At 35.9% G+C, this 16,625-nt stretch carries 15 protein-coding genes; all 15 read right to left on the bottom strand.

Going from position 1 to position 16,625, the window contains the following annotated elements; translation table 11 throughout:
* Window positions 1-8: 8 nt before the first annotated feature.
* Window positions 9-917 carry a glycoside hydrolase family protein gene (locus MB14_RS08540; RefSeq protein ID WP_084376023.1) on the bottom strand — a complete coding sequence of 303 codons (909 nt, stop codon included), beginning with the start codon at window positions 915-917 and terminating at the stop codon, window positions 9-11.
* 1 nt (window position 918) lies between these two features.
* Entirely contained in the window at window positions 919-1,923 is a 1,005-nt protein-coding gene (locus MB14_RS08535; RefSeq protein ID WP_062591155.1) for a hypothetical protein, read from the bottom strand.
* Window positions 1,920-2,615 carry a pseudaminic acid cytidylyltransferase gene (gene pseF, locus MB14_RS08530; protein WP_062591154.1) on the bottom strand — a complete coding sequence of 232 codons (696 nt, stop codon included), beginning with the start codon at window positions 2,613-2,615 and terminating at the stop codon, window positions 1,920-1,922. The genes MB14_RS08535 and pseF overlap by 4 nt, the downstream gene beginning before the upstream one ends.
* Before the next feature lie 3 nt (window positions 2,616-2,618).
* Complete coding sequence (gene pseC, locus MB14_RS08525) at window positions 2,619-3,827, bottom strand: UDP-4-amino-4,6-dideoxy-N-acetyl-beta-L-altrosamine transaminase (RefSeq protein WP_062591153.1); 1,209 nt, start codon at window positions 3,825-3,827, stop codon at window positions 2,619-2,621.
* Window positions 3,827-4,840: a UDP-N-acetylglucosamine 4,6-dehydratase (inverting) gene (gene pseB / locus MB14_RS08520; RefSeq protein ID WP_062591152.1), complete on the bottom strand. Its 1,014-nt coding sequence runs from the start codon at window positions 4,838-4,840 to the stop codon at window positions 3,827-3,829. Before pseB ends, pseC begins: the two co-directional genes overlap by 1 nt.
* A gap of 14 nt (window positions 4,841-4,854) precedes the next feature.
* Window positions 4,855-6,357 carry a hypothetical protein gene (locus tag MB14_RS08515; RefSeq protein ID WP_132644021.1) on the bottom strand — a complete coding sequence of 501 codons (1,503 nt, stop codon included), beginning with the start codon at window positions 6,355-6,357 and terminating at the stop codon, window positions 4,855-4,857.
* Between the two features lie 367 nt (window positions 6,358-6,724).
* Window positions 6,725-7,612: a hypothetical protein gene (locus tag MB14_RS08510; RefSeq protein ID WP_062591150.1), complete on the bottom strand. Its 888-nt coding sequence runs from the start codon at window positions 7,610-7,612 to the stop codon at window positions 6,725-6,727.
* The gene (locus MB14_RS08505) at window positions 7,609-8,538 is read right to left on the bottom strand and encodes a hypothetical protein (protein ID WP_062591149.1); all 930 of its coding nucleotides are present in this window, start codon (window positions 8,536-8,538) and stop codon (window positions 7,609-7,611) included. The genes MB14_RS08510 and MB14_RS08505 overlap by 4 nt, the downstream gene beginning before the upstream one ends.
* 3 nt (window positions 8,539-8,541) lie before the next feature.
* Complete coding sequence (locus tag MB14_RS08500; RefSeq protein ID WP_062591148.1) at window positions 8,542-9,963, bottom strand: MBOAT family O-acyltransferase; 1,422 nt, start codon at window positions 9,961-9,963, stop codon at window positions 8,542-8,544.
* The gene (locus MB14_RS08495) at window positions 9,953-10,744 is read right to left on the bottom strand and encodes an FkbM family methyltransferase (protein ID WP_062591147.1); all 792 of its coding nucleotides are present in this window, start codon (window positions 10,742-10,744) and stop codon (window positions 9,953-9,955) included. The genes MB14_RS08500 and MB14_RS08495 overlap by 11 nt, the downstream gene beginning before the upstream one ends.
* Before the next feature lie 5 nt (window positions 10,745-10,749).
* Entirely contained in the window at window positions 10,750-11,298 is a 549-nt protein-coding gene (locus tag MB14_RS08490; protein WP_172796107.1) for an acyltransferase, read from the bottom strand.
* The gene (locus MB14_RS08485) at window positions 11,258-12,523 is read right to left on the bottom strand and encodes an ABC transporter ATP-binding protein (RefSeq protein ID WP_062591146.1); all 1,266 of its coding nucleotides are present in this window, start codon (window positions 12,521-12,523) and stop codon (window positions 11,258-11,260) included. Before MB14_RS08485 ends, MB14_RS08490 begins: the two co-directional genes overlap by 41 nt.
* Entirely contained in the window at window positions 12,520-13,371 is an 852-nt protein-coding gene (locus MB14_RS08480) for an ABC transporter permease (RefSeq protein ID WP_062591145.1), read from the bottom strand. The genes MB14_RS08485 and MB14_RS08480 overlap by 4 nt, the downstream gene beginning before the upstream one ends.
* A 6-nt stretch (window positions 13,372-13,377) precedes the next feature.
* Window positions 13,378-15,789, bottom strand: coding sequence for a GumC family protein (locus MB14_RS19075; RefSeq protein WP_062591144.1), 2,412 nt, complete (start codon window positions 15,787-15,789; stop codon window positions 13,378-13,380).
* Window positions 15,790-15,793: 4 nt separating this feature from the next.
* Window positions 15,794-16,609, bottom strand: coding sequence for a polysaccharide biosynthesis/export family protein (locus tag MB14_RS08470; RefSeq protein ID WP_062591143.1), 816 nt, complete (start codon window positions 16,607-16,609; stop codon window positions 15,794-15,796).
* Window positions 16,610-16,625 lie beyond the last annotated feature (16 nt).

The raw sequence follows: 16,625 nt of genomic DNA, 5'->3' as shown, positions 1-16,625 counted from the left end.
ACTTAGTATTACCTTCTCAACTTGGCCAAACCGAACCCTTCTTTACCATAACCGTTTCCGGAATATAGCATATAGATATCTTCCTTGTGCTTAAACACATTAGGATAACAAATCATTTGAGAGTCCCACCCTTCATCAGAAAGATGAATTCCCACTTTATCATCCATCCGGGTAAATTGATAACCATCAGCAGATTCAGCATATCCCATTGTATAACCTCCTGTACCCATGGCATAACAATACCACATTTTATATTTGCCGTCATCTTTAATTACGCTGGCTCTAGAAACTCTAGTTTCATTTTCGTCCTTATAATCTACTGAAACTAGCCCTTCCCGTTTCCAATGAATTCCATCAACAGATTCAGCATATTTTATATTGTAACGAGGTAATTCTTCACTAATCCATTTGTCGGCAGAATCATACCACATTCTCCAAATTCCATCTTCAATTAAGATGCAGGATACAACTAAGATTGTAAAAGGTTCATCGTTTGTTCTATCAATAATAGGAGACCTAGAGTATCTCTGGAAGCTATCTCCGTTGTCATTGCTTATAGCTAAGCCTGAAACTTCAGCCGCCCTCACCTTAGAACCTTTATTCCAGCCCATAATATAAAAGAACTTCTTCCCATCATGATTAACTATACAGGTAGGAGAAACACCATTATCATCATAAGCCCCTAATTCACCAATATCGACAACAGGCTCTTTTGATAATTTCAATATTCGAGTTGGATCATTAATATCAAACTCAATAAAACCTGTCCTAGATATATTCAAATCATCTCTACCCGAAAAGTAAACTCTAAATAAATCATCCTTTACATGGTCTATAGTAGGTAACATTGCATGAGTTTTGACCCAATCATGTTGCCCTTCAGGTAAGAAAATTCTTCCAATTTTTTCCCAATTCATATTATAGTATTCTTTTCTTTGGTTTAACAATTTCGGCCAATATTTCCCTTTTCCCTTTTCCTATTTCCATTTTTTTAATATTTGGTGTCTCTGGAAAAATAAAGTTTTTGTTTTCGATCAAGTCAGGCACTTTATAAACCTCTGATTTATCATAGGTATCCAGAAACCCTTTATAAACATCTCTTTGCAAATCGTTTTGGTGAAAACCAATAACCGGAGTTCCTATTGCTAAAGACTCAAAAAAAGAGAGCCCTGGGGAAGCAAAAACCAAATCATTTTCAAACATTCTTTCGGCAACATTGTTGATTTTCTCCACCACATCTACCTTGCTGGTGGAATTTAAATGTAAAGACCTCACCTCATCAAGTTCATCATGATTGTTAAAAGCATCTCCTAGAACAAGCGTTATATTAAAGGCTCTATTCATCCTTAACAGCTCATCCAAAACACCGGTAGAAATATTTAAAGGATCTGCTCCTCCAAACATTAACATGATGTTTTTTATCGTAAAATGATCAACGCTTATCGTTTTTGTTCTATCATAAAACTCAGGTCTCAAAAGCCAATATTTTGGCCCAAAAAATTCCACTTTCCCTGTAATTTCATCTCTATCGTAAATATTCTCAAAATGACTCCCAATGTCGGCAAGCACGGTAATATCAGCGTAATCGTTTGCTGAAGTCAAGTTTGTAAAAATAATAAGTTTAACGTTAAGTTCTGATTGAATCCGCTGCGCCAGTTCGGGAGAAACATCTAACTTATCAAAAATTATGCGATCAGGCTTGGCATCTTCTAGCCAATTAAAAATCAGATTATCCGTTGTGAAAGCCTTAGCCTCAAACCCATTTTGGCAAATCAAATCGGTTACTGAACTACTACTTTTGGTTAGAAAAAAAATCTCCGCATTCTCAACCTCATTCATTATAGTCCTAGCCAGCGTAGTCGATTGATAGACATGCCCCATACCCAGTTGATTATTGCCGTCCGTAATAATTGCAAACTTCATTCAGCTTGGTTTCGGTTAAGATCAAATTTCATTTCTGCCATTCTCCAGTCAGATGGGTTATCAATATCTTGAACTTCCATTTCGGAAAGAATTATTGTTCCAGTATTATTTGGCCAGTCCCAATTAACTATTTTTTCTGTATCAAACCAGTACCATTGCCCAGCATCATGATAGGCCTCCTTCAAATCTTGGGTACGGGTGTCTCTATGCTCGGGCCAAAACATACTCAAACCACCATTATCATCAACTCCATAACTTCGCCAAATTGAAGAACTAAAAACAACACTAGGAAAAACACAAGTATATGCTTCAGATTTCAATTGTTCTAAGCCCAATTTCAAATGTACATCTTGAATTAACGGAGCAGCGGGGTAGATGCAACAAACGTATTGAAAATTAACATTCTCTAACCTTTTATAGTCTTCTAAAACTTCTTCAATCACCTCCATCGTAGTAGCGTGATCACTAGCGTTCCTTTGAGATCTTTTGAATGGAACCTTGGCTCCATAAGTTAAGGCAATTTGGGCAATTTCATCATCATCGGTAGAAACCATGACTTCATCGAAAAGACCAGATTTTAGGGCTACTTTGATTGAATAAGAGATAACAGGCTCTCCATAAAAGTTCCTTATGTTTTTTCTGGGTATTCTTTTGCTACCTCCTCGGGCTGGGATAATACAAAGACTCTTCATTTTCTACCTACCTCCATGAAAATCAAAAATTTGATCAATTATAAAACTTTGTTCAGTCTCAGCTAATGTAGGATACATGGGCAAACTTATACATCGGGTATAATAGGCTTCTGAAGCTGGCATATCGCCTAACTTAGCACCCAGTTGCTGATAATACGGCATCAAATGACAAGGGATATAATGAATCTGGGCAAATATATTTTTTGACCTTAAGAAATTATACAGCCCCAAACGGTCTTCCACTTCAATCACATATAAATGATAAGCATGGCCTTCTATGATTCCTGATTGGCCTTTTATAAATGTTTGTTCGTGAAAAGCATCAAAGTAAATCTTTGCAATCTCCTTTCTTCGTTCAAGCCCAGCATCGGCCCTCTTCAATTGACTTAAGCCTAAAGCCGCTTGGAAGTCGGTCAAGCGGTAGTTGTAACCTAGGTCTTGCATTTCCATGTACCAAAGGGGATATTCGGTCTCAGGTAGTGGGTAGTGGGTAGTGCCTACTGCGAGTTCAATGCTATTTTGGAATTGAGAGGTATCTTTGGTAATACCATGGCTGCGTAGCATTAATAGCTTTTCATAGAGTGCCTTATCATTAGTAGTAATCATTCCACCTTCTCCAGCAGCAATGTGTTTTACGGGATGAAAAGAGAAAATTGCCAAATCTGCAAATTTTCCATTACCACACTTCTGTTGATTACCCATTGAATCTACAAAATATCCACCGGGAGCATGACAAGCATCTTCAATAATCCAGAGTCCATATTCATCAGCTAATTCACGAAATGCCTCTAGGTCATTCGCTCTTCCTGCAAAGTCAACTGGAATAATGCCTTGATAAGTACCTTTCGGAGAACTTTTCAATAATGCTCTCACCTTTTCGATATCTAAAAGATAAGTCTCTGGATTAATATCAGAGAATACAACTTCACCTCCACAGTAACGCACACAATTGGCAGAGGCTGCGAAAGTAATGGGAGTTGTAATGACTTTAGCGCCCTCATTTACGTCTAATGCTAACGCACATAAATGGAGAGCAACTGTGCCATTAGCTAAGGCCACTGCATATTCACTTCCTACATAACTAGAAAAAGCAGTTTCAAAGGCTGCAATCTGTGGCCCTTGTGTAAGATAATCCGACTTTAAGACCTCAACTACCGTCTGAATATCTTCATCGGTAATGTTTTGACGACCGTAAGGAATACTAGTGCTCATTATACTTTAAAGTCAGGGTCCACATGTTCATGGATCAGTGCACGTAAACTCTCAATCGTTTCCCATTCCGTATTTTCACCAGAAGTATAGCTAAATCCTTCCTCAACTTTCTTATAATTGTTTTGTTCTAAGAATTCTCTTAATGGACGGGCAGGCTGTGTTGGAACAATGACGTAATATTTACCCAAATCATAGGTATTATATGAATCGGAAGAGGTAATCATTTCTTCATGCACCTTTTCACCTGGACGAATGCCAATGATAGGTTTTTCACATTCCGGACCAATAGCTTCGGCTACATCCATAATCTTATATGATGGTATTTTAGGCACAAATAGTTCACCTCCCAAAGCATGTTCCAAAGCGTGCATCACCATATCGACACCACCTTGTAGGCTAATATTAAAGCGGGTCATATTCGGGTCAGTAATGGGCAGTATGCCCGTAGACTTTTTGTTGATAAAGAATGGAATAACTGAGCCGTTTGATCCCATTACATTTCCATAGCGTACTACTGAAAACCTAATCGGATTCGTTCCCTTAATATTATTAGCTGCAATAAATAGCTTATCTGAGGTTAACTTTGTAGCGCCATAGAGGTTAATTGGAGCACAGGCTTTATCCGTAGAAAGTGCTACCACTCTTTGTACATTGGTGGCCAAACAAGCATTGATCACATTTTGCCCGCCATCCACATTCGTTTTAATACACTCCTCTGGGTTGTACTCAGCAATATGTACATGTTTCATCGCAGCAGCATGGATTACAAAATCCACTTGTTGAAACGCTCTTTTCAATCGTTCAAAATCCCTAACATCACCAATAAAATATCTGATTTGAGGATACTCAATTTCAGGAAACTCCTGCGCCATTTGAAACTGCTTTTGCTCATCCCTACTAAAAATGATTAACTTTTTAATCTCAGGGTATTCAGATAGAATATGCCTTGTAAGGGCTTTCCCTAAAGAGCCTGTCCCTCCAGTGATTAGGACAGTTTTATTTTGATAGAACATATTAAAATCGCTTATTATAAAATTTTATAGACTTTATATTGCCCATTGCTAAAAACCTCCTCTGTCTTCATGTCCTGCAAAGAGGAATATCCGTTTTCTTTCGCACTTTCAAAAATAATAAGTCCAATATGGTACTTGTCACACAAGTACTGAAAATCATCTTTCGGCATCTCACTATTTAATAAATCATCCTCCATCAAACAAAAACGATCATAAGGGGAAGTTGAAAGCCAAGCAAAGTAATATTTTAAAGATGTCCCAGAAACTAACGAAAGGTAATAAGCGAACTTTGTTGGAATAGTAATAATATTCAAAGGAGTATTATCGAGAGATTTTAAAAACTCACCCAAAGATTTCAAAGTATCAGGTACCGTTTCTTTCATTCCGTCCTGTAATTCAAATCTTTTATTGTACAAATAGCTAATAACAACCATTATCAGATTATATACAACGACCAATAAAGCAAGCTCAGGAAATAGATTGGGATAATTAGTTAGGATATTGAGCATCACCCCTACACTTATAGGCACGACCAAGAATTCTAAATATCTTTCAGCCTGTCCTAAAAACAAGAATTTTCTAAATGAGGTCAATACGAATACGACCATTGTGCTTATCACTAATGCATAGAGATAAGTATCCCAATTCTGGTCTTTTAGAAAAACAATATCGCCCGACATCTGAAACACAAAATAGACAATCAATAGAGGAAAAGAATGCAGAACAATTAGTAGACTATTATTAGCGAAAATTGTTGAAAAAGCCTTCATTCTTAAATTCAATAAATCAAGAGGTAACTTTAAAAAATTAGTGATTGAATTTCGTTTTGTAATCCCCTTGGCTTTTTGGTTTTTATAATACCAAATCCATTTACTAACCATAAATTCTGAAATTACGACCTTAGCCCCTAGTTGAGGGATGAAATAAGCCACTCCCCACCCGATCAGAACGCTTAGCAACGGAAATATCGAACCAAAAACTGCACTCAAAACTAGTGAGATCAGTGTTAAACATTGAACAGTAAATAGAGAGGTAAGCACGGCTATTAAAAGCAGTAAAACAAGAATTGCGTAACCATAGTACCAGTTTGCGATCATGGAATAACCCAAAACAGAAAAGAACAGAAAAGAAATCAAAGTACTTAAAGTACGTGCTCCCATAGACATTACTCTTGAACTAGCAGGGAAAAGCAGAGGAGTACTTGACACAATTAAGGCTACATAGAATGCTGATGAAAATAAACCTTGATGGTCATAAATCAATGTGTAACTAACTTGCAATTCATAGAAAAGAAGATAGCCGCTTAAAACGAACATCAAATCAAAGACAATAACTAATAATCTCGAGATTTGCACTTTATATTTCATTGGGAAAATAGCAACAAGACGCTGCATCAAAGAAGGGAGCACTGCTGATGCCTTGAGAAAAGAATTAACAGGCCTATGAAGGCCATACTTATTCAGCCTTTCCTTTTCAATGATCCAAGAGTAAGCCATGGAATCATTGTCCTTGGCCAAGACAAAAAGTAATCTTATGATTACTGTAAAAACAGTGATTAGTAAAATTTCAAGGATCATGATTGTATAGTAGAAGTATTATTAGAGTAAAACCTCAACATGCCTTCCCAGCCTTCTTTGATAATAAAGTGCGAAAAGTAATCGCCTCCTCTATAACTTAAATGTATATTATCTGCATAAGAATTGTCCGACATATTCAAAATTGAGCAATCGATTAGAACCATATTCATTTTTAGACCATACAACTTTGAGGAAGCTTCACTTGTGCTTGTAATCTCCTAAACCCGATTAACATAAATCAATAAAGCCAAACAAAAGAGAAATTGAAAAATTGAATGCGTTAAATTTTACCAGATATAAACTCTAACTACTTGTGCAAAATATAAATCTCTGAATCTGTTTCGAATTTTTTGAAATCACTGCAAAACGGATAGGATGTAAACACGGAATTACTTTTCCCAATTTTATCATTCCTTGAACTAACTTCCTTTAGCACATTGCCTTTTCTCTTTATTCCTACTCGAACAAGCCACTTGTATACATACAAATATATTCTATAATTAAAAAATAATGAAAACCTATACTTTACGCCTTTTTTTAAATAAAGGCAATAATTAAAGCAATGCATGTTATTATTGCCTTTAGAACACCTAAGAAGAAAGCTATTGAGCCTCTCTAAAAATGGCATAACATTAGTTAATCTCCCTCCTAAAATCCCTGCGTTATAGGATGGTGAATGAATATATCCCTTATCATATGGTATTCCAAGCAGAGAGAAAAAATTCTTCACATTTCTCATCATCACTTTAGAATGTCGAATCCTTGCTCCCTGATTACGCCCTACAAATAATTCATACTTTGAATTATCAATCATAAAACTAAAAGGGTCATGCTGAAAAATCACATCATTCCCATCCGTGAAAAGGACATACTCCAATCTCGGCAATTGCCTTAACACCATCGTATATAAGACAAACCTTTCATCATTTAAAGACATTTCTCCCAATGAACACTCCACAAATGAAATATAGCTATTAGAGTACCTGTTTATAAATTCTTCTGACAATCCATCATGAAGAACAACTCCTAAAAGTTTAAGCCTTACAATACTATTATACCACGGGGCTATATAATCAATAGCCTCCTTTGCTACACGCCCCCCCCTCTGAGGGTCCTCCTTTGAGGAAAAATACGTAGTGAAAATCAAGGATTGCTCTGACAAAATATGATTAGGAAGTTTGCTAATCGTTCTCATCTTCGTTTAATCAATGGATTCAATAAAGAATCCAAAAAATACTTGTGACCTTGTGTATTCAGATGGTGGTGGTCATAAAAAAAAGAAGCAGGTAGCTCCAAACTTGAAAAATCATAATAAGAAACATGTGGACTTTCGCTCAACTCTAGCATAAAAGACTCAAACTCGATGTGCCCAGGCCACTCCCCGAACATAGTAGGTGTTACAATAAACATTATGTCACTATCCTCTCCTACAACATTGTCTACAAAATCACGTAGTAAACCTTTGTTGTAATCAAATTCTCTATTTTCACTCATATTCAGATCACCGTAAGCCAGCTTAAAACCCTCTTCAACAGCACCAGAATCTACTTTTTCCATTTCCTTTGTTTGTATATCCAACCAAATATTTTCAGGCCGACTACTCAAATACGAAAGAGAGAATTTACTAAGTACATAGGAAGATAGCCTCTGACCTATATTCTCACCACCGAACTTTAGATAATCATAAATAAAGTTGACTCTAAAAGCTTCATCATCAAATGTATTTGAAGCTTTGTTTAGGTCTCCATACATAAGTGGGGGAGAAATAACATAGATGATTGTGTCAAAGCTCAATCCTCTATTCAATGTATACTGTAAATAAAAATTTTGTTCATTAAGACCACATCTTCCTTTACCAATCCCGAGATTTAGTACAGTTCTAGATAGTTTCGATTCCGTTATAAAATGATTCTGTCCTCTACTAAAATTCCTTGCATGAGAAATACCCAATATCGCAAGATCGTAGTGCTTTACTTGATTAATCTGGAATAAATTCTGTTCACTATTCCAACCATTAAAGCCCTTTCTTGCCATATATTCATTACTCAAAAACAGAAAAATCAATAACCCTCCTATGACGATTGTTGAAAACAATAATAATGATTTAATAAACTTTCTCATCTATTAAAAAGCAAAATAGATGAACTCAGTTTTTTCGAAAACACCAAAAACAAGTATCAACATAATCACAAAAAAATAAGTCAACCAACGCAATTCTTTTCTCATAAATTGCATCCGAAAACCATACTCCTCTCGTCTTTGAAACCATTCTACGATAAGCAAAAACATTATTAAGATAAGAACAACTAAAGGAATGATATCTGGCTTTTCAAAAAAAGAAGTAGAAAAAATTCGACTTATATAGTCAAAGGCATCTGAAATGCTACTTGAGCGAAAAAAAACCCATGCAATACAAGTAAACCCAAAAGTAAGTCCCATAGAACTCCAGTCCTTTACTAAACGCCAAAAATCGCCAACTCCAACCAATCTATCCATGTTTTCCCTATTCCTATTTAATAGAATAAAGGGGATAAAGAAGATGGCATTAAAGAAGCCCCAAAAAACAAAAGTCCAGTTAGCTCCGTGCCAAATACCACTTATTACAAAAATTAAAATGACATTTCTAATCTTAAATACCGAACGCCCCTTACTCCCTCCGAGAGGGATATATAAATAGTCCCTAAACCAAGACGAAAGACTAATATGCCACCTTCTCCAAAACTCAGGGATATCCCGTGAAAAATATGGGAAATTAAAATTCTTCATTAATTCTATTCCAAAAAGCTTAGAGGTACCAATCGCTATATCTGAGTATCCAGAGAAGTCTCCATAAATTTGAAATGCAAATAGAACAGCCCCTAAAGCCAGCGTGCTACCATTAAAACTATCATATCCAGAAAAAATCTGGTTGACAAATATTGCACAATTGTCCGCAATAACCATTTTCTTAAAAAAACCCCACAGTATTTGGCGGCACCCATCAACGGCCAACGAATACTCAAATTTTCTTTTCACCTTGAACTGCGGCAATAAGTTAACAGCTCGTTCTATTGGACCCGCAACCAATTGAGGAAAAAAACTTACATAGGTAAAAAAAGTAACAAGATTACGTTCAGCCATTAGCCTTCCGCGGCTCACGTCAATTGTATAGCTTAGAGTTTGAAAAGTATAAAAGCTAATACCAACTGGAAGGATAATACTCAGGGTAAGGTCATTATTAAAACCTATAACAGCACTCAATGAATCTATGAAAAAATTATAATACTTGAAAACCCCTAAAATACCAATATTTGTAAAAATACTTAAAAGAACAAGACTCTTTCTTAAAGAAATATTATCAGTCCTTTCTATTTCAAGAGCAATCACATAATCTACAATTGAGCTAAATATTATTAATCCCAAAAAGCGCCAATCCCACCAACCGTAGAATATATAGCTAGAAAATAAAAGAAATAGGTTTTGAAGTCTCTCTCTCTTAGCAAGTAACCAATAAATACTAAAAACTACTGGTAAGAATATTAAGTATTCAACAGAATTAAATAACATTCTTTCTTTTAGCCCATATATTTAATTGCATGTCCTGATTTAACGATACAGGTATTTCTTCAAATGGTCGTTTAAGCTTATTGCGGGAATCATTCTCGATAAAGTAACGAAAATTCTTACTCTCCAAGGTTTTCAGAAGCACAGATAGATATTGAGTTTCCTGAACAAAGGAATGGAATTCTAAAAATAAATTATCTACATTTTGCAAGCAATCAGCTATTTCTGGGATCACCATTTTTTCCGCCCCCTCAATATCAACTTTGAGCATATCTACTTTTTCATTAAGAAATGAACTTAACAAGCAGGTTTCCACAGTATAGGCATTGTCCATTATTTTCTCCTCCCTGATTGAACCCGAAATAATTTCATTAGTTGTAAAATTCACAGTACCAATTATATCTGATACGGCTTTATTTACACACACAACATTGGTAAGCTTATTCTCACGAACATTCTTGACAAGAGATTTATAGGCCTCTCTCGAGGGTTCTATAGCGATTATACGTGCATTAGGATAAATCATTTTGAAGTATAAAGTGGCCAATCCAATATTTGCTCCACAATCAACAATTAGAGGGTTATTATTTTCTGATCTAAAAAAATACACCTCATTTAAAAAAATCTGGTCATAAGCTTTAGTAATACATCCTTTTTCATGGCTATAGACTATAAAATCATTTATTCTACATGAAAAACCAAAGTCACACTTTTTAATATTTATTCGAGTCTTATCTCCTAATAACAAATCCAATTTGCTAGTGATTTTCTTGACTAAATTCATGATCTTTACTTCAACCTATTACCAATAACTTTAGCAGGAACTCCTCCTACAATTTCAAAAGGATTAACATCCTTATTTAAAACAGCACCAGCAGCCACAACTGCTCCCTTACCCACTTTCACACCATCCAAAACCTTAACCCCAGCTCCAAACCAAACATCATCAGATATAATAATGCCTTCTTTTCTCAACCCTTGTATATAAATAGGTTTTTCTAGATCATCAAAAATATGATTGGCAGGAATGAAAACACACTGTGCAGCAATTCTAACATTATTACCAATTTCTAAACCTCCATGTCCATAAAGTATACACGATGGGTTAATACTGCAATTGTCACCTATTTTTATGTTACCTCCATATGAGGCTAACAAAACATTATGACCAATGTAAATATTCTCACCAAAACTAATCGTTCCACCACCCGCTGACTTAACATCAATAATCACATTGTGACCAAAAGAAAATTTACTTGGTAATCGAATATTTAAAAGATCACCTAGCAGGGTGAATTTATACTTCTTGGGGGACTTCAATAACTTTCGCCAATCCATTTAAGAAAAATTTACCAAAATGAGTATTCAAATATGACCCAGTACCATAAATATCAGAAGCAATAATATCAAAACTTAGAGCATCAGCAACATATTCAATTCTACCACCGCTCTTATACGAAATTGAAATGTCTATAACATAAGAACTGGGAATCAAATTCTGATTTGGAAAGCTAAAAGTTATTAACTCTCTCTCAAAGTGTTTGCTAGAAGAACCTTTAGACATTGCTGTACTGAAAGATGTGACTTTTTGATTTAAGGTATCCATTATAAAAACACCAACATGTATTCCTTGAAAAACATCAAGGCCATGAACTAATATTTCAATATTAAATCCTTCCCCCATGAAAAATGCATCTTGAGCAACACCATTCAATGAAGTTAATGATATCTTTTCTACATACCTCGAAACCAAATCCTTTTTGGATTCCTTATTTGATAGGTAATGTTTAACTCCTTCAGGCACATCGCCTAAAAAACTATTTTGACCATTTTTTAAAACTAAGCATTTGGTACATAGTGATTCCACTGCTCCCATATTGTGACTAACAAAAAGTACTGTCCTCCCCTCACCTTTACTGACATCCTGCATTTTACCAATCGCTTTTTTTTGGAACTCGGCATCACCTACAGCTAACACTTCATCAACTATCAAAATTTCTGGTTCTAAAAACGCAGCCACTGCAAAAGCAAGGCGAACAGTCATGCCTGAAGAATAGCGTTTCGCTGGAGTATCAATATAGCGTTCACAACCTGAAAAGTCAATAATCTCATCTAACTTAGACTTGATTTCCATTTTGGTCATACCTAAAATCGCACCATTTAAAAAAACATTTTCCCTCCCAGTGAGCTCAGGATGGAAGCCAGTCCCAACCTCTAAAAGAGCCCCTATACGGCCCTTTGCCATAATACGTCCAGTAGTAGGGCCGGTTACTTTAGATAAAATTTTGAGTAAAGTGCTTTTTCCTGCTCCATTCTTACCAATAACACCTAGCACCTCTCCCTGCTTCACTTCAAAGTCAATATCCTTCAAAGACCAAACATAGTCAGAAGTGCCCTTTTGACTTCGATCGTTGGTTTCTCCTATTTTCAGATATGGGTCTTCCTTTCCTCTTAGCTGGGCCCACCACCTATTAAGATCATGGCTAATAGTACCAGTCCCTACAACACCTAGTCTGTATTGTTTAGAAAGTCCTTCTACTTTAATTGCTACGTCACTCTTCATACAGTATCCATGAAATTTTTCTCTGTTCGATTAAAAACAATAAGCCCAACAACGAAAAGGGAAAAGGAAAATAATGCAGAATACCCCAAGTAACCATAGTTTAATTCTCCAGTTCCCAGAAACATAAACCGGAATGTTTCAATAATTCCCGTCATAGGGTTAGCCAAAATGAAAATCTTGTACTTCTCAGGAATACTCGATAAAGGATAAATTACAGGTGTTGAGTACATCAAAAGTTGCACTCCAAAAGTTACTAAGAATTTCAAGTCTCTATACTTGGTAGTAAGCGCTGACAACATTAAACCCACCCCCAGTCCCAAAAACATCATAATAATTACCAATACAGGGAAAAATACTACTTCTAGCTGAATCCCTCCTTGAAAATTTTGAAATGTTTTATAATATCCATAGAACCCGAAAAACAACAGCAACTGAATCCCAAAAGTCACCAAATTCGTAATTGTCACTGACATTGGCACTATAGCTCTTGGAAAGTACACTTTACCGAATATTTGGGCATTTTTAGTGAAGGTATCCGAAGTTTTTATCAGTGAATCTGCAAAATACCTCCAACATGTAACCCCTGCCATATAAAAGAGCATTTTAGGTAACCCATCCGTTGATAGTCCTGCTATATTTCCAAATATCAAAGTATAAGTAAGTGTCGTTAAAACAGGTTGAATAAAATACCAAAGTGGCCCCAGAATAGTCTGCTTATATTGTGCCACCAAATCCCTCCTTACGAAGAGAAACAACAAATCCTTATACCGAATTAATTCCCTAATTTTCAAATCGAATATTTTCGATTTTGGTTCAATGATGATATCCCAACCTGAATCCTCTGTCACTCTATTTTATTTTTGAAATTTACTCTTAATACCACCTTTCTTATTTGAATCATCCTCGTAATATCCACCGCCATACTGATTTCCATAGCCATAACCATAGCCATAGCCATAGCCATAACCGTAACCGTAATTATAACCATAACCGTAGCCCGTACGAGATTTGAAATCATTGAGGATTAAGGCCATGTTTTTAATAACCCCTTTCTCTATATATTCATTTAAAGGCTTCAAGGAATCTTGTTGAGTATACAGATGACGCACTAAATACAAGCTAATATCGGCATACTTTAATAAATTAAAAGTATCTGACACAACACCAATTGGGGGGGTGTCAATAATGATGATTTCATACTCTGTTTTAAGAAAGGTCATCAATGCCTCCATTTTTTGTCCCATTAAAAGTTCTGCAGGATTGGGTGGCACTGGGCCACCGAAAATGACATCTAAATTGTTGAATTCCGTATGGATGATAATGTCCTCCATCTTAACAAAGCCTCCCAGGTAATTAGAGACCCCAATATCATTGGTTAAACCAAAATCATCAAACAACTTGGGTTTTCTTAAGTCCAGCCCTAACAGAATGGTTTTCTTACCGCTAATGGCCATGATAGATGCCAAGTTGGTAGAGCAGAAAGATTTCCCTTCGCCAGATGATCCTGAAGTCACCAAAATGGTTTGTAATTCCTTTTCACTACTAAAATACTGAAGGTTAGAGCGCAAGGAACGGAAAGTTTCTGCTATAATGGACTTAGGCTTATCAAAAATAGCCAAATTAGACTTTTGCTCATTATGACCAATCACCCCTATAATAGGAATAGAGGTAATCCGTTCAATCTGGCCTCTGGTCTCTATTCGATTGAAAGTAAGCTCTCTGATTACGATGAATAACAAAGGAATAATCAAACCCAAAGCCCCTCCTACCAAATAATTCATCTTGTAATTAGGGAAAAATGGACTAGAAGGTAATACTGCGGGGTCGACAACCTCAGAGTTGGCCACATTCGAGGCCGCAACTATGGATGCCTCTTGCCTCCTTTGAAGTAAATTAGTATAAATTCCATTGACAATATTAAACCTTCTTTCTATATCTAAATACCCTTGTTCTATTACAGGGTATTCCTTAAAATCAGATTCAACCAATTTATTTTCATCTTGAAATGCCTTGAGTTGTCCTTCTAATTCGTCAATTTTAAGTTCTACATAATTTTTTAAATTTTTCTTTACCTGATTAATCTGCTGATCTAGAGATTTAATTGTGCTATTATAAGTTTCTAAATATTGAAGCAATGCAGACCTTTCCAAAGTTAGCTCACTGATTTGGTCTGTAAATTGATTCATGTACGCATCCTCAATACCATACAAGGAAGGGGAGATCAAATCTTGAAGACTATCATTGTTGACAATTTTATTAAGTGACTCATTGAGAAAATCAACCTGCCTTTCTAGTTTTCTAATTTCTAAATCAGACTCGTTAACTTTTGAAAGAAGTTCTCCCCCTTTACTCGATAGGTCTAAAAATCTATTATTAATCCTATACTCAGATCGCTCAGCACTTAAATCTTTTAAACTTACCTTTAAGGTGTCCATTTGTTCATCAATAAAGGCAATGGTTTTTTCAGCCTTGCTGTTTTTTAAAGCAAGTTCCCTCTTTTGGTATACTTCCAATAGTTGATTTAAAAAATCTACTCCTTTCTGGGGTACATCTGTTGTAAGCGTAAGCACTGCAATGGAACTAAAAGCCTTTAAATAGGTTACATTCAAGCGACTCTGAAAACTATCAATCAAACTTTCTCTGCTATGAATTTTGAAAAAATAAGTCTTGCCAGCTAAGTTTGTGTTATTATCAATGATTAATTTAAATCGATATTGTCCACCCTCAATCCAACCATCTGGGCGGAATCGTATAGGAGATTCTTGAACCTCCTCTCCAGACTTAGATACACTAAACTGATTTCCCTCGTAGAAAGTAAGTCTCCATTCCTGATCATACGGCTGGGGGTGGTTCTTATCGTAGTGGACAACAAAGGGTAGGGTTCTGTATTCTTCAATCGTCTTTATTCTACCTTTAGAATAATAAGACACATCAAAATTAAGGCTATCCAAAGCATCCCTTGTTAGTGGTTTTGACTTTAAAATTTCAATTTCATTTAAAAAGACAGCCCCAAAGTCAAAACTAAATTGTGCCAAAATACTCTGATCAATATCCCTGTTTTTTTCTGGAATTAGTATTGTGCTTCTTACACTAAACCTCTCTGTAGTATACCTATGGTAGATGTAAACAGTGAGCAATAGCACAAATATGGAAATAATAAAGAGTGGCCATAAGCGGATATACTTAAAAACCACCTCCTTTGGGTTAAAGGCTGCCGCTTTCGTTTTACTCTCTCTCTGACCGAAAAGGTCTTCAAAATCCTCCATGCTACTAGTTACTTGTTAAACTGATAAGAAAAATTCCAGTGGAAATCAATCCAACAACCACACCCAATTGCGAAAGAAAGTTATCCCCTGCACCAATTTCACGCAACTTTAGAGGAGGAGCATAAATAATATCCCCTGGTTTCACATACCAAAACTCTGTGAGCATTAAATCTCTCTGAGTTACATCTATCTCATGCCATTTTACTCCCCCCTCATAATTTCTTAACACTTGTACTTTCTGTCGGTCAGCATTAATATTAAAACCTCCTGCATTTGCAATTGCTTCTAAAAGATTCGCTTCGCTACCTGCAATTACTTGTTGCCCGCTGGAAATCTCCCCTGTAGTTGTATACCTAATACCCGCTAAACTGGCATTTACAGAAATATCCTTCACACCCTTAACCCTTCTTATAACACTTTCTAAGCTGTCCTTCAAAACTTTGGTTGTTAAACCTGCAGCTTTAAGGGGATCCAGAGTATTTATTAGCAAAAACCCATTATTATCAATAACAAAAGTTTGCCCAAGAGACTGACCACTCCCTTGTTGTCCACCTCCTTGTTGACCTGAACCCGTAGTCGCTATAACATCCGCAGTTGATTGCCTAAAAGGCTCTACAGCTGTTTCTACATTAGAAAAAAAGTTAATAGAGATGATATCCCGCGGTTGTAAAAAGTATTCAGACCTAGGTGGGGTAATTAGTGTATCTAATTTAAGTGCATCGTTATCATTCTTATTTTGAAATAGAATAATCTTCTCATTAGGAATGCAGGAAGACACAATCGCAATTAATACAACCAGACCTAGTAATTTCTTTACCATTTGTTCAGCTTATTCA

The organism is Roseivirga ehrenbergii (assembly GCF_001593005.1).
Classification (GTDB): Bacteria; Bacteroidota; Bacteroidia; order Cytophagales; family Cyclobacteriaceae; genus Roseivirga; species Roseivirga ehrenbergii.
This window is presented reverse-complemented; position numbering and strand designations above follow the sequence as displayed.